The sequence below is a fragment of the Bradyrhizobium sp. Kon10 genome, from assembly GCF_055807395.1.
Window position 1 is genome coordinate 41,895 of record NZ_JBVVOZ010000034.1, and the last position, 23,521, is coordinate 65,415.

Consider the following 23,521-nt stretch of genomic DNA (forward strand, 5'->3'; position numbering starts at 1 on the left):
CGCCTACAGCGTGCCAGTGGCAACCATCGCCTTTCCATCTTCCGCCTTCATATCGCTGTTGTTCCGCTTTCGAAATCCGGTTGAAGCACTTGCAACGTCGACCTCCTGACAAGACGCCTCTGGTATGATCACGTAATCCGGCGAGGCGATCGGTCGAACGTTTGCACCGACAGATTCGCCAACCTGTGTCCGATCCCAGCAACCTAAAGCACCCGAAACTTACGCATACGTTGCGGCTGGCCGATGCGATCTCAAGCCATGCCTTTGCTATCGAACGCATTCACGCCGCCGACGCAACGGTCCGCTGCGCAAAGCGCTCGGCTCTGGACGCGCGATGAGCCCGCGTGCCGGGCAAGATCCGCGGCGGCGGTGTCCCTTCTACTCGCCGGGACCGTGAGCGTAACCATGCAACACACGCTTGGGCTGGCGGGCTGCGTTGTCGCCGGGAGCGCGTCCGCGCCTCTGGTGACGATGACATTGTTCGGCCTACATCCTTCCCGTTTCCAAAGTTAACCGCGTGGTGTGGGCAAATTCTTCGATCGCGCGCGACTGAGCAATCCTGGCCGCGAAAGGCGAGTTAGGCAGGAGCCTCGCTGGATGCGAACGGAGCTACTAGACATAGTAGCTTTGTTCCGCCTGGTTCTCAGGTAAGCAAGCGGGGCCGATTTTTAGACGCGCTAACGCGTACCCCCAAAAGACGGTCAGCAGAACAGCGGGGCTCTCTTTGCCTCTCTTCTACGATGTTGGCCGCGCGCTTGATTATGTTATCGAGGAGATGACGACATGGTTGGAGTACGCCCGTCGCGCAAAATGAATACCGTCGAAACTCTCGAGTCGAATGTGCGCACGTACTCACGTTCCTTTCCCGCCGTCTTCAGCAGGGCGCGCGGTTCTATCATGTTCACAGAGGATGGCCGAAAGGTCATCGACTTTCTGTCCGGCGCTGGAGCGCTAAACTACGGCCACAACAATCAGGAAATCAAGGCGGCTATTAGCGAGTATCTAGGCTCGGACGGGGTCGTCCATGGCTTGGACATGGCCACGCCAGCAAAAGTCGAATTCATGGAGACCTTTAGCTCCATCATCCTTCGCGAACGGAATCTTCACTACCGCTTTCAATTTACGGGGCCTACAGGAGCTAACGCTGTTGAAGCAGCTCTAAAGCTCTCGCGAAAGATCACAGGACGACACAATGTCATTTCTTTCACGAATGGATATCACGGCCAAAGCTTGGGAGCCATAGCTGCAAGCGGTAACCGCTTTTACCGCAAAGCCAGCAGCATTGCCTTATTCGGCACAACTTTCATGCCCTATGATGGGTATCTCGGCTCCGCTGACAGTCCGGCGGATTACCTGCGAAAGGTGTTAATGGACGAGAGCAGTGGCATTGATCTTCCAGCCGCCATTCTCGTCGAAACCGTGCAGGGAGAGGGAGGCATTAACGTCGCGGGAAAGGAATGGTTGCAGTCAGTTCAGGCTTTGGCAAAAGACGTCGGAGCTATTTTCGTAGTTGACGATATCCAAATGGGCTGTGGTCGTACAGGCGAGTTCTTCAGTTTCGAGTTCGCCGGGTTGTCGCCAGACATTGTTGTAATGTCGAAATCGCTGAGTGGATACGGTTTGCCACTGTCGATGCTCTTGATCAAAGAAGCGATCGACGCATGGGAGCCAGGCGAGCACACGGGAACGTTCCGAGGAAACAACCTTGCACTCGTTTCTGCCAAAGCGGCTTTGAATCTGTATTGGCACAATCAGACGTTCTCGCAAGAGGTCCGACGCTTGGGCGCATTTATGCGGCGTCGACTCGATGCTATCGCGCACCAGCACGGAAACAAGTTCGTTGTTCGGGGGCGGGGCATGGTATGTGGCTTCGATTGCAAAACGACCGAGCTTGCAGAGGCGACGTCACATAGAGCGTTTGAGAAGGGACTGATTGTCGAGCGATGCGGAGCGACAGATCAGGTTGTGAAGTTCTTACCTGCACTTACGATCGACCAAGAAACGCTGGGACAAGGCCTGGATATATTCGAGGAGTCATTGTGTGAAATGTTGAATTTAGCCCGAGCAAGCTAGTTTTAGCACACGAGAGAAACTGTTGCTAGCACAGCATCGGTGCACAGGTCACTGGCGCTAGTCCTCGCTTCCTGCCGAAACGCCCAGGAGTTTTGAAGTCATGATCACGGAGGTGACGCGTGAAACGCTAACGTTGTCTGTGTTCCGCTCAGTCGGCTGATGCGCGAAGAACGTTGGCTGCCCTCCTTGTTTCACAACACGTGAGTGCGAGCGGCCGCTTTGCAATAGAACCTCGCAGTGGCGAGCGACTCTGATCGAGCTGCTTATCTCAGTTTTCAGAATGAGGTCCGCCAAATCTGACCTCGTTCGCGCCGAACCTTGCGCTCTCTGAAGATGGCTCACTTGAACCCAATTGATCATCCGACCAGGTACGATCTAACTAGCGCCTTGGCCGGATGCACTTCCAATCAACGAGCTTCAGCAAGACATGGCACTCCACTCGCGCAGGCCCTTGCACGCCCGGTCTTGATGAGCCCGCGCCCATCGCACGGGCGCAGACTTTGTGAGCGCCGTAGACATTGTGCAGCAGCAATCCAGCCCGAGCCGTTTACAGTATCGGTGCAGCAGCAATCACTCCGGCGGCGGCGTTGCGCCGAAAGTCGTCACAGCACCAGCGGTTCACGGCGTGAGTTACACAAAACCGAACGCGCATCTCAATCAGGAAGCGTTGGTTTTCGCTTTTGCTCCAGAACTGATGAGCACCGCCATCCGCGTTCGCGCGTAGCGCGCCGCCGTACCATCTTGGCGTGCCCGAGTTCAGTTATCAAAGGCCCCCATTGGCGTAAGCACCTCGGCGTCAAGAAGGTGACGGACCAAACGCCGATTATTCTGGGCCAACCGAAGAAGCCCGACGCATCTGCCGGGTCTGAGATGCGTCGGGCTGAGTGGAAGACTGAGGGCGACAGTCTTCCTCCCAAAACCGCGTCTGCAACTAGTATGCCTGCCCGTTCTGCTACGCCTGCATCTCAACTTCGATATCTACTCTCTGCCGCAAAGTTCCCGGAGCCAACCGAGACGGTCGGCCCCAGCTCATTCTTCCAGCCCTAACAAGCTGGGCTTATTCCCCTCCCAAAAACTCCCGCCATCACCTTTCGTTTGGCTCAAAAATGAGGCAGAAGAAGCGAACAATGGGCCGCCGGCTCGTCAACAACAGATATCAAGATGTTTGAGAGATTGCTACGCGTGACTGGAACGATCGCCCCGAGCTCGCGCGCGACAAAGGCAAACGATCGAGATCTAAGCTTAGATTTCGCGAAAGGTGCGCTCATTGTCTTGGTGATCGTTGGGCACCTGATCCAGTACGTCATCTATCGAGACGACGGGTTTTGGTATTCGCCCTATTACAAATCGATCTATATGTTTCACATGCCACTGTTCATGGCGATAAGCGGATATCTGTCTGTTGGATCGCTGCTGCAAAAGTCGTTCATTCGAGCCGTCAGCGACCGTGCAAAGCAGCTTTTGCTACCGATGCTGTTTTGGTGGGCTTTAATGGAGACAGCTAAGTTAACGGCATTGTGGCGCGCGACCAGCCTAACGAGCGGACTTTTGGAATTTGTAGACGATCTGGCTGGCACATACTGGTTCATCTGGGCCACGTTTTTTTCCTACCTTCTCATCAAGATTTTTACCAGGCTCAGCCACCCATTCTGGGCCGTATCTGGCTCAGCCATACTGGTCGCACTCACGCCTCTGACGTTCTCCATATCTCCCCTAATCAGATTCACTTACCCGTTCTTCTGCTTGGGGTTCTTGCTGGCCCATTCGAGAGAACGATGGACGAGCACATCGCGAGATCACAAGCCGCTCCTGATTTTCTTTCTCTCGATAGTGACTTGCATATCCTTTCTAGCTTGGGGCAAGGACACTTATGTCTATAATAATCTTGCAGTCTTTCACGATTTCCGGTCGGCCAAAGACGTGCTTCTGATGTTTGTTGGCGCTGCAGCTGCCTCAGCAATCGCTATCGAACTCCTGCTGCAATGCTGGAGCTTTGGCCATTCAAATCGAATGGCCCGGTTTATCGCTGTGGAGTTGGGCCAGACCACGCTGCTGCTCTACCTCGTCCAGGGTACCGTGTTCCGTCTCATGGATTTCATACAGTTCGGAGAATTTTGGGATCTCACGACCCGGTTGATCATCGCAGGTGTGTTGGGGGCCGCCATTGTTGCGACAGCCCTAACGATCCGCGCGATCGTTCGCGGCGTTCCATATCTGTCTCAGTTGGTCCTTGGAATGCCACCACGCTCAGGTCTCCCGCAAGCCAAGCCTGCAATGAACTAGGTCAGCGTTTTCGTGGTTCGAATCATATCAGGCTGCCTCAGCGAGCTTGTAGGACCAAGTGTGGATGACCGGATGCTTATTGACATCGTCGATGCCGGCCATGATGCGCTCCTTGAGCTCGTGTTTTGATGTCACCCGAATGTGACGCAGGACAGAGCGGGCGAATTTCGAGAAGAAGCCCTCAATGAGGTTGAGCCAGGAGCCGTGCTTGGGCGTGAACGTAAATTCGAAGCGACCTGCGGGTCGTGTGTCGAGCCAAGCTCTGGTTTCTCTCGATATGTGTGCGGAATGATTGTCGAGGATCAGTTTGATCGCCGTGCTGGCCGGATAGGCCGCGTCGAGAAGCTTGAGAAATTCGACGAACTCGCGGCTGCGGTGGCGATCTCTGACAAGAGCGTGGACCTTCCCAGTCAGCAGATCGATCCCCGCCAACAGGCTGAGCGTGCCGTGGCGTCGATACTCAAAATCGCGTGCAAAGGCCGGATGGACGCCTGGGATGGGCGGCAAATCCGGCGCCGTCGTCGCGATGGCCTGAATCCCCGGCTTTTCGTCGTAGGAGACGATCGCTACCGGCTTGCCCGATGTCTTCGACCTGGCTTTCTTCCACTTGGCTGCGGCCTTCTTCAGGACCTGGACCTCGCGATAGACACACAGGACCTCCGCCATTTTCTGCTCGAACTCGGCGTCGCGACGCTCCAGATAGTAGCGCACCTTGTGCGGTTTGATCTCCTCCTGGCCGAGAATTTTGCACACCGTGCCCTGGACCAGACGGGCGAGACATTCATGTCCGGCCTCCGGTCCGCGCTGACGCGCATGGCGTGCCAGCAGCCGCGTCGTCCACAGCTCGTGCGGATAGCCGTGCTCCTTGGCCTTGTCGCACGCCAAAGACACCAGCCAGGCCTTGGCCTCCGGCGTGATCACCGGCTCCTTGCCCGGTCGCGGCCGGTCGTCAAGCGCCCCCAACGCGCCGTAGGCCACCGCCCGCTCGACGCAGCGCTGGACCGTCTGATGATGGGCGCCAAGTTTTCGTGCCACGGCAAAGAACGACGGGTTCTCGCGGTACGCGAGCAGCATCGCCGCCCGCGATACCCGGCTCGCTGGCTCGCTCCGCGACCGCGAAAGAGCGCTCAACGTGCCAATTTCCTCCTCGGTCATCGCCAACTCGACTGCGTGTCGCCATGTTGCCATGATACCTATCCTCGTTCGGAGAATCTCAAACGAGGAATCCACGAACACACTTCCAGTTCCGTGCCGGTTTCATGGAATCGGTGGTCTAGCTCTATCTATTCTTTGAGTACGGCAGTGTTGCGATGGCGTCGGCTTTTGACGTCGCCGGAATACCGTTCGAACCCAGATCCGGCGGCGACGGTGTGCCGCCGGTTGAGCCGGTGATCGGCGTACGAGCAACCCCATCCAAGCGTTGAACTCAGCCCATTGCCGTTCATCCAAGTAAGATCGAGCGTCTTGAGGTAGCTTCGTTGTACCAGTCTTCTAGCCGGGGGGATTTCGACCCAGATCTGGGGATCGAACCTAATCCAATCAGTTGGCGAGATGGTCCTTCGGGTGCCGTACTGCCCGAGACGTCCCAGTCGTTCAAATCTCCGTCTCGGGCGCAGCTGCTCGAAGGAAAAGCGCCTCGGCAACCAACAAGTCGTTCTTATTCGGCGAGATGGCGGGTGCAATTACTCGTTGCGAACCTTTCGGCCTCTCACGGTCTCTCGGAGCGGTGACGATCTCGATCGGACGATTTGGATACACGACCATGCGGCGCACGACCGCGCCTTATTAGCCTTTTGCCCAATGGCCTTTGCCTGAAGACCTAAAGGTATCTATCACTACAGCGGACGAAAAGGCGCATCCCACTGAGAAGTTGGAAAGCAACACACTTCCGATGATTGAGCGCTCAGTAAACAAGATCTTTCAAGATCTTCTTCTGCATGGAGATTCTGGGCCCACCATCCAAGCACGCTGCGGGACAAACGGCGGCCTGGAAACGACGTAGGCGGCGACAGCGGATGTGTTCATGATGCTCCGATTTACGTGTCAAAGTTCGTGTTACCCTTGAGGCGGCATGTCCATTTCGTTCCGCTGCTGATGGGCTTGCGGCGCTTAAAGGCGCAGCTTCGGCGGAGTGCAGGCGCATTTCCGCAAACGAACCCGGATCCAGGCGAGGGAAATGGAAAGATGCACCAGCACTCGCACGGCTGCCGCAGACTCCAGCAGATGCGAGGCAACAATCGTCCATTTCGTAGGCAGTCTAAGGCAAGACTCTCTCAAGTCGTTCGAAAAGCCGACGGCACCGCGGAATCCTTGATTTTGCAATGCCGCGCGCGTATTCAGGCTAGCGCATCGGCAGCGTCACGGATGCCTGCATATATTTCGTCCAGGTCGCCCGCTGTTACACAATAGGGCGGCATCACATAAATCGTATTCCCGAGTGGGCGCAGCAAGAGATTGCGGCCTTTAAAGAAGGCATGAAGCTTCGGGCCGACTCCTGCGAGATAGCCGGTCTCTCTCGCATTCAGATCGAGTGCTGTGATGGTGCCGCTGCGACGAACGTTTGCAAAGCGCGGATCGGCGCGGAAGACTTCAATTGCCCGCTCTTGCATGTTTGCGACCGCAGCGATTCGTCGGTGAGTTTCCTGGTCTTTCCATAGATCCAGGTTAGCCTTGGCGGCGGCACAGGCCAGCGGATTTGCCGTATACGAACTCGAGTGAAAGAATGTGCGCGTACGGTCTTTTGAATAATGAGCATCGAAAATCTCTGCCCGGCAAAGTGTCGCGGCGAGCGGCAGCGCCCCTCCCGTGAGACCCTTCGAATAGCACGCGATATCTGGTACAACATTGGCCTGATCACAGGCGAAGATTGTTCCGGTGCGGCCCCAGCCCGTCATGACCTCATCGGCAATGAACAGGACATTCCACGCCTCGCAGATCCGCTTCATCTCTCTTAGCACCCAGGCTGGGTACATCAGCATTCCGCCCGCCCCTAGCACCAGAGGCTCGACAATAAAGGCTGCGGGATTTTCGTTCCGACATGCTGACTCGAGTGCATCAAACGTCGCCTGCTCACGACCGCTGGCAGGGAACGGGATTGAGGTTACGTCGAACAGAAGGGGACCGTACGCCGCGTTGAAGATACCGCGGGCACCAACGGACATCGCGCCGAACGTGTCGCCATGATAGGAGTGCTGCATCACAATGATGCGTGTTCGCTGTTCGCCTATATTGTGCCAATAGCCGAGTGCCATCTTCAAGGCGACCTCCACGCTGGCTGAGCCACTGTCTGAGTAAAACACATGGTCCAAGCCTCGGGGCGTGAGTTTTAAAAGGAGCTGAGCGACCTGCTCGGCCGGATCGTGCGTGTAGCCGGCGAAAATGACTTGGTTCAGCTTGCCGGCCTGCTCCTGAATCGCGCTGACGATCTGCGGATGGCAATGGCCGTGAGTGACGACCCACCAAGATGAGATTGCATCTATGATTCGGTGATCATCGGCAGTGTAGAGATAAGCACCCTCGCCGCGCACAACCTTGGTCATCTCGTTGTGAAGAGCATGCTGCGTGAATGGATGCCAAATTGGCCACCGCGTGTCTGGCATCATGGATTGAAATCGCCGGAAATAAACGAGCCTTTGAAGGCAACCTGCAGGCTGTCTGCCGTCAGAGGAGAAATCCAGGGCAGCCGCCCTAACCAACGTACCCGCGTGATGTCGCAAATTGCGCTCTCAGTTTCAGGATTTCTTTCCCCGATGAATGCGATCCCAAGAATGTCGATTTGGCGCTTTCGCAAGGCTTCTATCGATAGCAGGGAGTGATTGATGGTCCCGAGTAGCGTGTGGGCGCAAAGCACGACGGGAAGGCGCCACCGCTCGAAGACGTCGATGTAGAGTACGTTAGAACTCAGTGGCACCATCAGCCCGCCGGCGCCTTCGATGACGAGCGGTCGCTCCCCGGTATCCGGCACAACCAGCGAGTCGGGATCGATGCGAACTCCGTCTATTTCAGCGGAATGATGCGGGGAAGCGGGCGTTCTAAGGCAGTAACGCTCCGGAACGATCCGATCGGCCGAGAGACCGCCCAGTCGAGCAGCCAGCTGGCTATCGGTCTCATCTTCAAGACCGGCCTGAATTGGTTTCCAATAATTCGCGCCGATGAGCTGGGCAAGGCCTGCCGAAAAGACAGTTTTACCGATCCCTGTATCTGTGCCGGTCACCACGATCCGCTGATTCATCGAAACCTGTCCCTCGTCTCCTCAGCGAGCGCATCGAGCATCGCACGCACCTCATCCTCTCCGACGTTGAGCGTCAGTGAAATTCGTAAACGGGCTGTGCCGGCCGGCACCGTTGGCGGTCTGATTCCTCGTATGTCAAATCCGCGTGCCTGCAGCGCGGAGGCCAGCCTCATGGCGCGGGCATTCTCGCCAACGATATAGGGCAGGATCTGCGAGTTCGAAGGACTTCTCTCGCCTCGCACACCCATCTCCCGATGCGTAAACGCGACAAGCTTCGCCAGCCGCTGTTGGCGCTCCGGCTCCTCTTGCAGGATCAACAGAGCCTCCCGCACCGCCACCGCCATTAACGGCGAAGGGGCAGTCGCGAAAATAAATGGTCGACTGCGATTGATTATGAAGTCGCGCAGCACGCCAGAGGCGGTGACAAGCGCGCCGGCAGCTCCCAGCGCCTTGCCGCAGGTATGGACAACGAGGAGATTTTCGCGTCCTTCGTAGGGAGCAGTGAGCCCTCGTCCCTGCTCGCCGTAAACGCCGGTGGCATGAGCCTCGTCCACAACCAAGAACGCATCGTGCCGGTCCGCGATCGCGAGCAGGTCTTGAAGCGGCGCGAAATCGCCGTCCATGCTGTAGAGGCTCTCGACCACGATCCAGACCCGCCCGGTTCCGCCCGCGGTCCGCCAGTCGCAAATTTCGCTTTCGACAGCCTGCGGGTCGTTATGGGCATTGATTCGAAACGCGGCTCGGCCAGCTCGCGCTCCTTCGTGAATACTGGCGTGAACCAGGGCATCAAGGATGAGCAGGTCGTCCCGTTGCGGCAGCGTTGTCAGCACCGCAAAATTTGCGACATAACCACCGCCGAAGAAGAGCGCGGTCTGCGCGCCGAAGAACCGCGCCGCTTCTGCTTCGAGGCATTCGTGCTCCTCGCAATTGCCGCGCAGAAGCCGTGATCCGCCGGCTCCGATCGGAGTACCGGCTTCGAGCGCAGTCACGATGGCCTTTTTCATGCGCGGTGCGCTCGCCAGGGCCAGATAATCGTTTGATGAAAAGTCGGCCCCGGTGCGCGGCCTGAGACTGCGCAGGCGGTCGTCTTGTTTAAGCGCTTCCAAGCCTGCCACATAGCTGGCGACTTTAGCGGCAACGATGCAACTCATTCTTCACTCGCTGAGCAACGGTGGATGCGCAAAACTCTAACTCGCGCCGAAGAACGGGGCCTTCCGGGTTTGGCTTGTTGGATCAAACCGGCAGGATGCGATTTTCTCGATCAACCAGCACAACGCGCGGTCTGGAGATTCTTGCATCCTCCTCGTCAAATGACGGGTATGCGACGATACTTATCTTATCTCCGGGCGTTGCCAATCGCGCCGCCGCACCGTTCACGTCTACAGTGCCGGATCCTTGTGGCGCTTCTGTCACAAACGTTGCAAAGCGTGATCCCGTCTCGAGATTGTAGAGTTCGACGCGTTCGTTGATCAGGATACCGGCCGCGTCCAGAAGCGCGCGATCAACCGAGATGGAACCTTAGTGCAGGTCGGATTCAGTTACGGAGGCGCAATGAATCGTTCCCTTCATCAAGACAAGCTGCATTTCACACCTACGCTGATCGCTTGCGCGCAGCACCTCTATTGTTCTGATAACCTAAGCGAGTCCAGACGTAATGCCGAGGCGGGCGAGCAAACTTGCGTCACGGTCAAGTTGCGGGTTTTTGGTAGTGAGCAACACATCGCCGACAAAGATGGAATTCGCACCCGCCAAGAAGCATAGCGCCTGGAGTTCATCAGTCATGTACTGGCGCCCTGCGGCCAACCGTACGACGCTCTTGGGCATCATGATCCGCGCGGTCGCCACCAGGCGCACCAGGGCAATCGGATCGGGACGCTCCGCCGTGACCTTCACCGGCACGCCATTCACCTCGTTCCAGACGTTGATCGGTATGCTTTCCGGATGGTTGCGAAGATTGGCGAGCAATACCAGCATGCCGAGACGGTCCTCGACGTGCTCACCCATACCAATAATGCCGCCGCAGCAGACTTTGATGCCCACCTCGCGCACGCGCGTAAGAGTGTCGATCCGATCCTGCAAGGTCCGGGTCGTGATGATGCTGCGGTAGAACTCCGGCGAAGTGTCCACGTTGTGATTGTAGAAGTCGAGGCCGGCGTCGGCGAGCCGTGCGGCTTGCCCTGGCGTGAGCATGCCGAGCGTTGCGCACGTCTCCATGCCAACACGTTTAATGGCAGCAATCATGTCGCAGACCCGATCGAGGTCGCGGTCCTTTGGACTGCGCCAGGCCGCGGCCATGCAGAAGCGAGTCGCGCCGGCGGCCTTGGCGCCCTGCGCGGCGGCGACCACATCAACGCGATCCATCAAGCGAGTTGCCTTCAGGCCAGTGTCGTAATGCACGCTCTGTGCACAGTAGGCGCAATCTTCAGGACAACCGCCGGTCTTGATGCTGAGCAGGCTTGCGGTTTCGACGTGATTTGGGTCGAAATTGCCGCGATGAACGGTGTGGGCCTGAAATAGGAGGTCAGCAAGTGGCAGCGCGTAAACCCCTTCCGCCTCGGCACGTTCCCAGTCGCGGCGGACCGGCGCGCTGTCGTGGCCGCTATTGCCTTCGCCTTCCACAGCATCCCCCAAGAGTTTCGCTCGACCATACAGACAATACCGTCGTGCGTAGCTCCGCAAAGCAGCACTCTTGCCCGGGATTAAACGAGAATTATCGCCGAGTTGCGCCGGGATGGCGCTCATATCGGGCTAATAGCCGCCCCTCATGCAGGATTTCCTCGCAGCATCGCGGCACGCTCAACAACATTCCCCAACGCGTCTCATTCGGGCAACTAGCCAATGCGAGCGATGGTTGCGCTCCATAGGATCGTTTCCTGACGCAAAAGTGGTTTGGCCGCGCCACAAGTATAACGGAGCGGCGGATCTGCTTTAATGGTCACCCTGCCAATTCCTCGCTGGTGGTCATGCACGTCGCATTCCGCACAATAAATGGTGGTCCGGACGAGCCGCCTCTGCGAGCGCCCCTCGCCCGCTTCAGAAGCGAAGCGAGCTGGGCTCTTGGGCGCAGAGTGGTGGCCCGCACCCTCTTGGCGGGCCTGTGCACGATTAGCTCACCTATTCTCCATCGACGGTGTGCACGTCGCCCATGGCTGCGGTGCGTAACTCCATCTGCACTCTCGAGGATGATCTGCGGGAACAGCAGAGTACTTTGCCGCCGCTCGACTTAACAGCGACGCGGGGGGATCGGTTATGCCCCGGCACTCATCTGCCCAAACAGAATTGCCGCTTCAGACGGCCCGAGCCCGACGATGCCCACGAAAGCTGCCGAAGGCATCGGAATGACCTGACGTGTCGGCCTCCAGAGATGCAGGCAATAGCGACTATTGTTCACATACTGCGAACGAGGAGGATGCAGCTGCATCACGCATTCCTCCTGATCCCAAAACAGATCTTTGACAAGGCACATTTCGTCCCAGTTTGGAGAACGCCGTGGCGTCGACACAGAGACATGCTCCCATCCTGGACGGACGAAGCCGATGATCTTGAGTTGACAGCCACAAGGCCCCTGCACGTAGAAGAGACCGGAAGGACCAGATCCCGGAGCGGTGGCGAATCGGCCATCGCGTACGCGCCCCGCCTCGAGTCTTTCAACAATTTGCTTCCTCACGCGTTCTCCTTGTTTCGACCGACAGAGTTGACTCCGCACCACACGTGTTGTCCGACTCATACATCGAGCGGCTGCTACCCGGCATGAGCAGCCCCAAATACTCCTGATCATCTGCACCCAACTTACCTGGATGAAGAACATCGGTTCTGTCCGGAATCGTCCACTGAAGAGTTCTGTTGTGGTGTGTTTTCTCGTCGTGCGTGACTTGTTGCGAACTTGCCTGATGCAGACGATCCGCGCAGACATCTCCGATGGTTTGGCTACGCAAGCCATGCCAGCAGGGGTTCTGCTCGCCTCTCCGCCTTAACAAGTCCGCAACGTTATGCGTTGAGCTAACGATATTGGTGCAAGATGCCGGAATTCGACTAAAACGCTTCACAGCCAAAATGGCGGCGGAAGCCAATTCGCATGATCCGGCGATGCGTTAGTTTGTCACCTAAAGACACGTCGCCGGCTTCAGCAGATCATGCAAAAGCGACGCCGATGCTTCGCCAGTTCGTCGAGCGAGAGGCTTGCAATTTCGCTCTTGCGACGATCTGACGATGGGCTTTCATCTCATTCCTTCTCATGTCCAGGTTAGCCGGCTTGCCGCCTGAGACACCGTCAATGCGTCATCTATGTGGCCGACCATCCTGATTCACCATTGATTCACGGCCAGAGGTCCGGCCGCGCGGGCCGCACTTTTGAACAGCCTCGCTCATTGGCCTTGCCGTAGGAGGGCGTTTCGCAGTTCAGCCCTAGAGCGTTCCAACGGAGAGGCTTCCGCGCCGCGATCACAACGCATTTACCTTCGATGCAACCGTTCGCTCCGGCGGCGATCAGAACTGCCCGTCAACCCCATTTCTTTGCTGCCCCTCCGCGAGGCGGGCCAGCTTATCATATTCCTCAGCGACCTTGAGGAGCCTGCATCTGGATGTGTCGTCCTCGAGCGACTCCGCTTTTACTCGCGTCGCTTCCGCACGGCCTCGCCAATGTTTGGCGTCGGAGAATGGCTTCTTCTGCTTCATGCAAAAGACGATGCAATATTTAGATCAAGAAAATGCGACACATGACCTACGTAAGATCCCGTAGGCCGGCTTTCACCAAAGCACAGCTCATTCGCCTCCATCTACCGCCCGCTCTGTCAATGTCTGAGATGCGACAAGCCACTCGCAACAAACCCAAGGAGTAAGCTTCACTACGGTCTTCTCGGTTGAGAACGCCCGCTTGGAAACACCAAGCCAACGCAAAATGATAATGGCGATTGGACTCGCGTCAGGTCCCCGCGTTAAATGCGCTACTCTCGACATAAGGGCTTGAATCGGACGTAGCGTCAGATTGTAAGGTCTTCATGCAGCTGGCGACCGCAACTGGCCGTACAACAGCTTCCGGGCGACAAAATTGGGAATGTGTGATTTGGAGCTCAGATTTGAGAACGCCCGCGGTGGCCCCAAACGCCTCGGTGAGGCGGCCTCGGCGAATCGTTGCAAGATATCGAGATGAAACCGGGAGTGCAGCAGAACCGGTTTCTAAGATCGGAACAGCATCGCCGCGTGGCGATTGCCCGATTTGAGATATTGCTCACGGCGGAGGCCGCCGTCCGGAGATCAGCGCCTTGCCGCTCAGAGTGGAATGGAAGTTGGAGGCCATACCCAAATTATGCGGTCGTGATCCAACCACCACCAACCTGCAAATGGCTTGCTCGCGCCGAAACGGGGCAGCTGTAGGCATACACGTTGCCATAGTGTTCGGTACGCATCCTCCTATCGCGACGTTCTCGTCATGCCTGGCTGCAATGATTCGGCCATCGGAGGAAAGATGGTCCGATTATACGCTGGCTCACAGTTTGCTGAGCAATCTCAGGAGGGTTCAGGCCTAAGAAATTACGGCCTCCTCGACGCATCGAAAGCTCGAGAAGCCCGATTGGATGGCGCGCTTCATTCGCGGCCCAACGATAGGCCCTTCGGGCAGGTCGCATGTCCAAGCGCCGGTCATTCTATTGCCTTCTTGGCGACCCTGAGCGAGCTGGGCATCACTTCGATTGCGCGGAAGGTGGGGATTGACAGGAAGAATGACAAGACCGCGGATCTACGAACTGGAAAAGAGCCTCGTGAGCCGAAAGAAGGACATGTATGGCTCCCCGACGCTCAACCCTCAGCGCAACGCGAGAGCTGTTGTTCATTCTATTGCGACGCCTGCCGCTTTATGTCCAGCGCGGGCGAGCGTCCACGAGCGCCTGCCGACGGCTTGGGAGCGAAAGGCTTGCACACCGGACGCACTTCACCTTTACCGCAGACATATACTGCGTGAGGACGCCGTTGCTGCCTGTCCAAATTCAACCAGCTTGAGTGAGCAATGTCGTCATGTGATTTCGGTTTGAGATCCCGGCGAGGGAAGGGTCGGCAGATGACAAGCCTTGGACAAGCAGCCTCGTTTGACCGGCTCCCGTTGGAGCAGCGCGTTCACGCTGTACACTCAAAACCACCGAATCGAGCGATGGCCACACTCGATGAGCTTCTCGCAACAATCGGGGATGCTTGCCGCTGTCACGACGTACGAGCATTCTCAAGTTCACTACTAGAGCATTCCAACCAGCTCACGAGATCAAATCGAGCACGCTTCTTGCGAAAGTCCGGGATTGCCTTCAAAATCGCATTTGTTCCACGATTTGAAGAAGACATCCGCCTCAAGCATGCATCGGGATACGCCACGATATGTAATGAGCTAAGCCGCCAGTCTGGAGGTCAGGCAGGTGCTGAACTTTGCAAAGCTTTGGCGGCTCGGCTCTCGCGTCTTGATCACACACTGATAGAACAAGTCGGCTTCGGATCGCTTTCGCTTTTCGCATGCTCATTTGGTCGCCACCCTGCATCTTCCGAATGCCGGGATGCCACGATCAGAATTGCTGAAGTTTGTCGCGATAAGCGCGAGACCCTCCAGGACCTGACGAGCCTAGACTTATCATTGCTGGTAAACGGGTTTAGCAAGTGGCCGGATCAACCGGCGCTTCGTGAAGCCGCGGTCAAGATCGCGACCGAGATACTTTGCCGGATGCGCTCCGACGATCGTCTCTCCGCGTTCACTCAACAGCATCTCGCAACGCTCGTGAACGGCTTTGGAAAATGGCGGGGAGACGAATGCTTTCACACGGCCGTTGTCACGATCGCAGATGAGCTTCTGCGCCGCAGCGATCGACTCTCAGATTTCACGCAACAACAGTTGGCGAGTCTGGTCAATGTCTTCAGCAAGTGGCCGGAAGAGTCGAGTTGTCGCAAAGCAGCGATCGGTATCAGCAACGAGCTTCTCCGCCGCTCCGATCATGTCACCGATTTCAGTCCGCAGCGTCTGGCCAACTTCGTAAACGGATTCAGCAGGTGGCCTGGCGAGTTCGCGGCTCGGCAAGTCACAGTCAAGATCGCGGGTGAACTCGTTCGCCGCGCGCTTTCCGTCGATCAGCTCGGTGACTTCGCTCACCATGATCTGGCGAGTTTGGTCAACGGCTTCAGCAAGTGGACGAAGGAGGTTGCCTGTCTAACCGCTACCGTTGCTATCGCGGATGTGGTCATCTGTCACACTCGCCATGCCAAGCGCCTCTCTTGCTTTCGCTACCAGGAACTCGGCATGCTGGTAAACGGCTTCAGCAAATGGCGGAAGGACACGACTTGCCGCCTAGCCACAATTGCAATTGCCGATGAAGTGCTCGCCCGCAGTCGCGGCGTCGACGGAGTCTCCTGCATTACTGAACAGGGACTGGCGAACCTCGTAAACGGGTTCAGCAAGTGGCCGCAACAGGCGTCTCTTCGCGATGCCACGGCAGCGATCGCCCAGGAGGTCGTTTGCCGTGCCCGCCGCCCGGATCGGCTCTCTGAATTTACGCCGCAGGGACTGGCTATTCTCTTGGACGGCTTCAGTAAATGGCCAACAGCGGTTCCGCTGCGCGAAGCTGCGACTGCAATCGCCCGCGAGGTTCTTGTTCGGGCCTGCCGTACCGACAGGCTTTCTCATTTTACGGGTGGAGGACTGGCGATGCTCGCCAACGGCTTGAGCAAGTGGCGGCAAGAGGCGAGCTCTCGCAGTGCGACAGTAGCCATCGCGCAGGAGATTCTTCGCCGCGCCCATCAAATTCGTGAGTTTAGCGAGCAGGAGCTTGCACACCTCGTGCGTGCGTTCGGTAACCGGCTGGAAGAGGTTACCTCTCGCGAAGTCGCCGTCATGATCTCTGAGGAGGTCCTCCGCCGTATTAGCGAGACTGCTCGTTTCACCGAGCAAGAGTTCGCAGACCTGGAGAATGGGTTGATCAAGTGGTCCGAAGTGGCGATCTGTCGTCGAGCCGCTGCGGCTATCGGCAATTTGAGAACGCGGCGTGACGGACGACGAACATGGTGTCGTCCGTCATCTTGCAAAGAAGAACAGGGCATCGCTCTTGTGAACGCGCCAAGCACCGCGCCGCTCCAAAGGACGACGAGTCAATGCGGCACGACGCCAGCAAGTGCCGCAACCAAGGGCAGCACACCTTTATGACTAAGGCGATCGTGCGTTCTCAACTTCGTTCAGCCGAACCGAACTCCGATGTACTTTCCGCCAGTAAGGCGAATTATCCGGAAAGCTTTTTGCACAGCAGGCGGGCCTATCGGAGCGCCCTTGCTCGTGAGATGTTTGGGCGGGCCGACGGCACGATATGCCGCGGCCGTCCAATGTATCGTTCGACATAGAGCCGGCACCCTCAATGACCGCGCTCTCACTACGCGTCCCGACAATGGCGTCCTCCAGAGTATCGAGGCCACACACAATCCACGTGCCTTACTGCAGCAATGGCTACCAAGTAGTCGTTCAAGTGACGCCCACGTAGTGCGCGAGCTCAGCCCTCAAGGAACTCTCGATCCATGCTCTGCCCGAAATGTCATACAGAAAGCTGGTGCGAGATCGCAATGCACGATCCCTGGACTGGCCGACCAGTGATCACCTGCAATACTTGTGGTGAGCATGCCGAATACGATTGCCTCCAGCGCAAAATGGCACACGAGATCATCGCTGCTACGTTGGCCTGTAACGTGAGCATAGAGAAGCAGCGCGATCCGCGGGCGGCTGCTGATAGGATTTTGGATGCGCTAGAGAATGCCGGTCTAACAATCGCTCGCGCCTCTAGATGAGTGGGAGCACCGCCGAACGGCGCCCCTACGAGGCCTTGGCCGCCCATCAGAGAGCATGACCAACTGCGCTGCTCGTTCCATGGTACGCATACGAGGAAGACCGCCTGATTGACGCATGCGCGCGGGCACGGCGAGCTCTATGATGGCGTTGCGTGAAGGTCAGGCGGCCTGCTGATCGGCGGGCTTGTCGCCTTGGCGGAGGAGCTTCCATTCCCAGGGCAGCAGTTCGTGCAGACGCGATGCGGGAAGATCGGCGATACGGGCGACGATATCGGCGAGCCAGGCCTTGGGATCGACATCGTTAAGACGGCAGGTGGTGATCATCGTCAGCATGATGGCGGCGCGGTCGGCACCGCGCAGGCTGCCGGCGAAGGTCCAATTGCGCCTTCCCAGGGCGATGCCTCTCAATGCGCGCTCAGCACAATTGTTGGTCAAGCAGATCCTGCCATCGTCGAGGAAGCGGGCGAAGTTGTCCCAGCGCCTGAGCATGTAATTCATGGGCTTCAGGACCTCGGAGGAGCGCGAGAGGGGTTCGCGCTCGAGGAGCAGCCAGGCATGCATGTCCTCGAGAAGCGGCTTGCTCTTTTCCTGGCGCATGGCGCACCGCTCGTCGGCGCCGCGGCCGTTTATGGCGCGCTCGATCTCGAACAAAGCGTCGAGGCGTCTGAGCGCCTCCAACGCGATCGGGGAGACCGGTTTGCCCCTGTGGCCTTCCCGGGCGTTCTTCTCGATGTCGGCCAGCTCGAAGAAGCCCCGCCGCGCATGGGCAAAGCAAAACGCCGGCGTAATCGGCAGCACCTTCTTCTGCGGATCGAACAGCGGCTCGAAGCCGTTGTAGCAATCAGCTTGCAGGATACCGGCGAAGGCGGCCAGATGCTTCTGTGGATGCTCGCCTCGACGGTCGCTCGAGGCGTAATAGACCGCCGCCGGTGGCGCTGGCCCGGCGAAGGGCCGGTCATCCCGCACATATGTCCAGATCCGACCGGTCTTGCACTTGCCCTTGGCCAGGATACGGATGGTGGTGTCATCGCCATGCAGGCGCTCGGCAGCGAGCACATGGCGCTCGATCAAGTGGAAGAGCGGCATCACGGCGAAGGTCCCGTGGCCAACCTGGTCGGCCAGCGTCGACAATGGCAGGTCGATCCTCTCGGCCTTAAAGCGCGCACTCTGGCGATTGAGCGGGATGTGCATGCCGAACTTGTCGAACAGAATCGTCGCCAGCAATTGTGGGCCGATGAAGCCGCGCGGCGTCGCGTGGAACGGCGCCGGCGGCTGGCCTCGCAATCGCGGCAGGTGAACTTTTCCCGCACTGTCGCGATGACCTTGAAGCGGCGCGGGATCTCCTCCAGCGTCTTGGTCACATCCTCGCCGATCTTCGCCAGCCGGGATCCGCCGCAGCAGGCGCAGCTCGTCGGAGCCTCAATGACGATGCGCTCGTGTTCGATGTCGTCCGGCCAGGGCTTGCGTACCGGCCGCTTGCGCGTGAAGGCGCGCACGCTCTGGGTCTTCGCCGCCGCGGCCTGAGCCGCAAGCTCATCCTCGCTCGCCGTGGTGGCGAGTTCTTCGAGTTCCAATTCCAATTGTTCGATTAGACGCGCCGTGCGCTCGGAGCGCTGCCCGTACAGTTCGCGTTTGAGCTTCTCGATCCGCAGCTCGAGATGCGCGATCAGCGCCGCGTTGTCCGACAGCTCCGCCCGCGCACTGGCCGCCATCGCCTCGGCTCGCAGCCGCGCCTCACGCTCGGCCTGCAGCGCTGCCAGGGCACTGACAAGATCCGATGGAAGGTCGTTCGGCTTCGATACCATGAAGCCATTGAATCAGATCAAGCAGCAGATTCAAACCCAAAACGGCTATCCGATCCGCGTCGGACGCTGGGTTTCTTGTGGGTTGCGCCAATCGATTCCGGACAACAGGTAACTCATCTGCGCCGGCGAGATCGTCACTGCATCGCCCGCAACCGAAGGCCAGATGAACCGCCCTCTCTCCAGTCTTTTGGTGAACAGGCATGCTCCCTGGCCATCGTGCCAGATCACCTTCACAAGATCGCTTCGGCGACCGCGGAAGACAAACAGATGACCGCTGAGCGGGTCCTTGCGCAGCACCTCCTGCACCTGGAGTGCCAGCGTCGGAAAGCCTCGCCGCATGTCCGTGTAGCCTGTCGCAAGCCACACGCGCGCGCCCGTCGGAACCGGGATCATCGGCGCACCAGAGCCTCGAGAACCCGACGCAGGGCGTCTCCATCAACGTCGCCATCGACCCGGATGCGGTGCCCGCTACCAAGGTCGATCTCGATGATGCCCAGGCTCTTCCGTCGACGCGCCGCCGTCGTCGTCAATGGCGCTTCGGCCACCGCCCGCGGCGGCACAGACGACCCAATCTCGACCGGCACGAACGGCGCTATACTCGCTTCAGCGTGCTTGCAAAGCTCTTTGCGCCACCTGAACAGCTGGCTTACATGAAGGCCAGCCATGCGAGCCACCTCGGAAACGCAGGCTCCGGGCTCGAGCGATGCTGCAACAAGCCGTTCCTTCTCATCCTGCGACCACCGGCGCCGCCGCTCGACCGATGTGATCACCTCCGCCCTCGAAATCGTCATAGCGCTTCTCCTAGGATTACCCCTAGGACCTGCAGCGTTCGCGTCCGTCAAACAAGGCGGCCCTCAACGAAGGAATACGTTCCATGAGACGTCTGATTGCCTCCAGATCCGCCGTCCTCCCCTCGGCCGATCCCCAATAGCAACTCTTTGGTACCAACCACCATTGTAGCAAACACGCCAATCTGGACCGAAGCCCCGATACTCAACGGGACCAGGGCTGAGCACCGCTTGGCGGCCTTTCCAACGGATGACGGCCAGGCGGATCTTCGCACAGGTATCGAACCCGCAATGATCGTTGACCTGACGTGGCCTGGACCTTGCGGCGCCTTGCGAGGTCGATACTTCAAAGTTGTCGACAACGGCGAAGTCACTGTTAGTGTCTCAGAATTCGGCTATTGACCAGAATCGCGCGCTGCCGTTTGATCCTGTTTCCTATTCCGCCGGGCCGCCGCGGCTCCAGAATTCCCGGGAAGCAGCCCCATTAAGATCGTGAGAGCGGATAGCTCGGCTGGATAGGCGAAGCCAATTCGCACACACGCGAGAGCATTCTCGCCATGGGCGATTGATTCCGGCGGCGAGGCAGCTCACTAGTTGCCTAGCGATGAGCCGCCTCACAGCTCGAGCGTCGCTATGTGCGCACAACTCAGCGGACCTGAGTTGCGCGTTCCGCAGACCACCAATAACAAAAAGCCAGCTGCTTTGGTAAAGACGCCTCCCGCCCTCCTCGCTTCGCGGCTGGCTGCTGGCGAACGAATACGAGTTTGACATATTCACGCGATTAGACCGCAGGGGGGATTGAACCGCACGTAGCGTCAGATTGTAGAGTGCGCAGTTAGGTAGCATCGATCTTCGGTCGATTCAGAATTCCTATGGACAAACCCGAATCACGCCGATCGCGTGCCATGAGAGGTCTTCTGCCAAAGCGGCCCGAGGATCGCGCTCAGTGCCGAAGGACGCTATTTCTGTTGTGTCCACGCAAATCGTGGAGCCCTATGAAGACACGATCGCTCACATGTAAGAAGGACCAATCCGCCATTGGAGGCTTCGAAAGACGTTTGCGGGCACCGAGTGCCCAACGAGCCGCCGAGAAATTGATGCGCTATCCCGGAGCGGTAATGTGAGAAGACCCGATGAAACCAACAGGGTCTTGCTCGTCGATCACTGTGATGGCCAATGCCGGGCCATTGTTGGCTTCAAAAATGGCGATCCCGGAACCGCGTATATGTGCGGCGAACCCGTTGTGAGGGGACCGCGCCAAAAGCTGTCATCATGGTGCGCTTACCACCATGCCCGAATGCACGTCATGCCATGGTCGGACGGGCGCGGCGTGCTTCAAAGAAAGCAGATTAGTTGACCAACAGTAATCTAAGAGGAGCGCGCAGCTGCTGGGCTTCGGCAACGGTTGCGGCAGCAAGAGAGCTGCCGATACCTCCGCGAGCTGGATCTGCTCGACATGCAGGCCCGACGATTGCCCCAAGGCCGACCGCCGCTCCAGGCAATGAGACCTGACGAACGAGTGTTGAGAGCTCATGTGAGCGCCTCGGAAAGGAAATGATGTGCAAGTCTAGAGCCGTGAGCGACTGAACATTTGATCTCGGTACCTTGTCCGCGCGCGGCTCTTCCCAAGTTCTTCTCCGAGGGGCCGCAACTCGAGTTCGATAATTGAGGTAGAACGCAATTGCTCCGTCTGTTCAGGCTAGTCTCCCCCGAAAGCGTGCTCAAGAACCGGACGTTCCCGCCGTATCGATGACAGAAGGGCCTCGGGATCGGCAAGCCGCCACTTTCAATGACACCGGCATGCGCTCAACGCGGCTTGTTCACGCACATCCGGTCTTCGCCTGGCCATAGTACCGCCGTCGTCCGCGCTCTAGACGCACCATTGTTGTTGAGTCCGTGACGCACTCGCGAGCAATGAACCGCCAGAGTGTTTCCGCTACTGACTTCGTCGTTAGGGAGGCAGAGCACACAGCTGGTCGCGATAATCTCCCTGAGGTTTGATAAAGCAGGTGCAGTGGCCTCATTCATGCATTTGCTATGAACTCAAACGGCACAGAGCCAATATGCGCGCCTTCACTTTTTCTTGCCCGATTGCCAACATGATTGTTCAGAAATGGATCGATGATGACAAGGACTGCGCGACAGAGAACGAATTTCAAGGCTTTGTTTGCCCGGCTTGCTCGCAGTTGCACTGGATGAACAGCAAGGCTGGTAAACTCTTAGGCAAGGACAAGAAATGAGGGAAATTCCCTGGCTTCACGCGCGAGCTGAGCACGGACAGACTGTGGGACGCTTCACGGCCAAACGGTCACCCCGTAGCTGCGCCGCAACTCATTGGTTGCACCCAAGCAATAGATAAGCGCCTGACGAAGGCCGAACGAAATCTGCCGGACTGCAAACTTTCGTATAGTCCTTCAAAACCCTTTCGACGTGAAAGGTTTACCTCCGTACAGTTGAGTAATCGACGCAATGCCTGTAGAGGGTCCACACTTCGGCAGTTCGAGGCGTGACACTTGCGCACTCGAAGAGCCAGACGCGATTGACGTCGTCGATCGGGGAACGACATTAGCCTGCGCAGAGAAATAATTTGTTAAACCAAGAGAGCAAACCGCGGGTCGCTCTGATCACCGGCGTGACCGGCCAGGACGGCGCCTATCTCGCCGAATACCTATTGTCGCTCGGCTATGTCGTGCACGGCATCAAGCGGCGCTCGTCCTCATTCAACACAGCGCGGGTCGACCACCTCTACCAGGACCCGCATGTGGGCGACGTCCCGTTTCAGATGCACTACGGCGACATGACGGACTCGACCAATCTGATCCGTTTGGTGCAGCAGATCCGGCCGACCGAGATCTATAATCTCGCGGCGCAAAGTCATGTCGCCGTCAGCTTCGAGAGCCCCGAATACACCGCCAATGCCGACGGCATCGGCGTGCTGCGGCTCCTGGAAGCGATCCGCATCCTCGGCATGGAGAAGGAGACGCGGTTTTATCAAGCCTCGACCTCCGAACTCTATGGTCTGGTGCAGGAGATCCCGCAGAAGGAGACCACACCGTTCTATCCGCGCTCGCCCTACGGCGTCGCAAAACTCTATGGGTTCTGGATCACGGTGAACTACCGCGAAGCCTATGGCATGTTCGCAGCCAACGGGATCCTTTTCAACCATGAGAGCCCGATCCGCGGCGAGACATTTGTCACCCGCAAGATCACCCGCGGCGTCGCGCGCATCGAGGTTGGACTCGAGGAGACGCTCTATCTCGGCAATCTCTCAGCCAAGCGCGACTGGGGCCATGCCCGCGACTATGTCGAAGGCATGCACAAGATCCTGCAAGCGGACAAACCTGACGATTTCGTGCTCGCCACCGGTGAGACACGGTCCGTGCGCGAGATGGTCGAACTGTCGTTCGCGCAAGTGGGACGCCGCATTGAATGGCGCGGGGAGGGCATCGACGAGACCGGCGTCGACATGAAGAGCGGCAAGACCGTGGTGAAGATCGATCCCACTTACTTCCGCCCGACCGAGGTCGATCTCCTGGTCGGTGACG

General features: G+C 58.1%; 15 protein-coding genes and 1 pseudogene. 6 read left to right on the forward strand and 10 right to left on the reverse strand.

Annotation, left to right across the window (positions count from 1 at the left end; all coding sequences use genetic code 11):
- Positions 1-810: 810 nt before the first annotated feature.
- The 3 genes from ectB (at position 811) to nolL (ending at position 4,356) form a co-directional block, all read left to right on the forward strand.
- On the forward strand, positions 811-2,073 hold the full coding sequence (gene ectB / locus AC0L2O_RS30720) for a diaminobutyrate--2-oxoglutarate transaminase (RefSeq protein WP_473372397.1): 1,263 nt from the start codon (positions 811-813) through the stop codon (positions 2,071-2,073).
- Positions 2,074-2,575: 502 nt separating this feature from the next.
- Entirely contained in the window at positions 2,576-2,797 is a 222-nt protein-coding gene (locus AC0L2O_RS30725) for a hypothetical protein (protein ID WP_473372383.1), read from the forward strand.
- Positions 2,798-3,234: 437 nt separating this feature from the next.
- Positions 3,235-4,356 (forward strand): nodulation factor fucose acetyltransferase NolL, encoded by a 1,122-nt coding sequence (gene nolL, locus AC0L2O_RS30730; protein ID WP_473372384.1) that lies wholly within the window; start codon positions 3,235-3,237, stop codon positions 4,354-4,356.
- Between the two features lie 27 nt (positions 4,357-4,383).
- Here the strand turns inward: nolL and AC0L2O_RS30735 are convergent, their stop codons facing one another.
- The 7 genes from AC0L2O_RS30735 to AC0L2O_RS30765 form a co-directional block, all read right to left on the reverse strand.
- Complete coding sequence (locus AC0L2O_RS30735) at positions 4,384-5,511, reverse strand: IS630 family transposase (RefSeq protein WP_473372385.1); 1,128 nt, start codon at positions 5,509-5,511, stop codon at positions 4,384-4,386.
- A gap of 1,181 nt (positions 5,512-6,692) precedes the next feature.
- Positions 6,693-7,955 (reverse strand): adenosylmethionine--8-amino-7-oxononanoate transaminase, encoded by a 1,263-nt coding sequence (locus AC0L2O_RS30740; protein WP_473372398.1) that lies wholly within the window; start codon positions 7,953-7,955, stop codon positions 6,693-6,695.
- Positions 7,955-8,587, reverse strand: coding sequence for a dethiobiotin synthase (gene bioD, locus AC0L2O_RS30745; RefSeq protein ID WP_473372386.1), 633 nt, complete (start codon positions 8,585-8,587; stop codon positions 7,955-7,957). Before bioD ends, AC0L2O_RS30740 begins: the two co-directional genes overlap by 1 nt.
- The gene (locus AC0L2O_RS30750; protein WP_473372387.1) at positions 8,584-9,738 is read right to left on the reverse strand and encodes an 8-amino-7-oxononanoate synthase; all 1,155 of its coding nucleotides are present in this window, start codon (positions 9,736-9,738) and stop codon (positions 8,584-8,586) included. The genes bioD and AC0L2O_RS30750 overlap by 4 nt, the downstream gene beginning before the upstream one ends.
- Before the next feature lie 82 nt (positions 9,739-9,820).
- The gene (locus AC0L2O_RS30755; protein ID WP_473372399.1) at positions 9,821-10,099 is read right to left on the reverse strand and encodes an aspartate 1-decarboxylase; all 279 of its coding nucleotides are present in this window, start codon (positions 10,097-10,099) and stop codon (positions 9,821-9,823) included.
- Positions 10,100-10,222: 123 nt separating this feature from the next.
- A complete protein-coding gene (gene bioB / locus AC0L2O_RS30760) occupies positions 10,223-11,218 on the reverse strand; it encodes a biotin synthase BioB (RefSeq protein WP_473372400.1) in 996 nt (331 codons plus the stop codon).
- Between the two features lie 616 nt (positions 11,219-11,834).
- Entirely contained in the window at positions 11,835-12,254 is a 420-nt protein-coding gene (locus tag AC0L2O_RS30765) for a DUF7694 domain-containing protein (protein WP_473372388.1), read from the reverse strand.
- 2,475 nt (positions 12,255-14,729) lie between these two features.
- On the opposite strand from AC0L2O_RS30765, the gene AC0L2O_RS30770 reads away from it, so the two are divergent.
- The gene (locus AC0L2O_RS30770) at positions 14,730-16,754 is read left to right on the forward strand and encodes a hypothetical protein (protein ID WP_473372389.1); all 2,025 of its coding nucleotides are present in this window, start codon (positions 14,730-14,732) and stop codon (positions 16,752-16,754) included.
- Between the two features lie 788 nt (positions 16,755-17,542).
- On the opposite strand, the pseudogene tnpC reads toward AC0L2O_RS30770, so the two are convergent.
- From tnpC to tnpA, 3 genes and pseudogenes are all read right to left on the reverse strand, one after another.
- Positions 17,543-19,188, reverse strand: a pseudogene (tnpC, locus tag AC0L2O_RS30775) (IS66 family transposase).
- Between the two features lie 45 nt (positions 19,189-19,233).
- Positions 19,234-19,581, reverse strand: coding sequence for an IS66 family insertion sequence element accessory protein TnpB (gene tnpB / locus AC0L2O_RS30780; protein WP_279668268.1), 348 nt, complete (start codon positions 19,579-19,581; stop codon positions 19,234-19,236).
- A complete protein-coding gene (gene tnpA, locus AC0L2O_RS30785) occupies positions 19,578-19,979 on the reverse strand; it encodes an IS66-like element accessory protein TnpA (protein ID WP_473372390.1) in 402 nt (133 codons plus the stop codon). Before tnpA ends, tnpB begins: the two co-directional genes overlap by 4 nt.
- 2,060 nt (positions 19,980-22,039) lie before the next feature.
- On the opposite strand from tnpA, the gene AC0L2O_RS30790 reads away from it, so the two are divergent.
- Together AC0L2O_RS30790 and gmd are read left to right on the forward strand one after the other, a co-directional pair.
- Positions 22,040-22,216, forward strand: a complete 177-nt coding sequence (locus AC0L2O_RS30790) for a hypothetical protein (protein WP_473372391.1) — start codon at positions 22,040-22,042, stop codon at positions 22,214-22,216.
- Positions 22,217-22,563: 347 nt separating this feature from the next.
- Positions 22,564-23,521 (forward strand): GDP-mannose 4,6-dehydratase (gene gmd / locus AC0L2O_RS30795; RefSeq protein WP_473372392.1); only part of this gene is annotated, 958 nt, incomplete at its 3' end.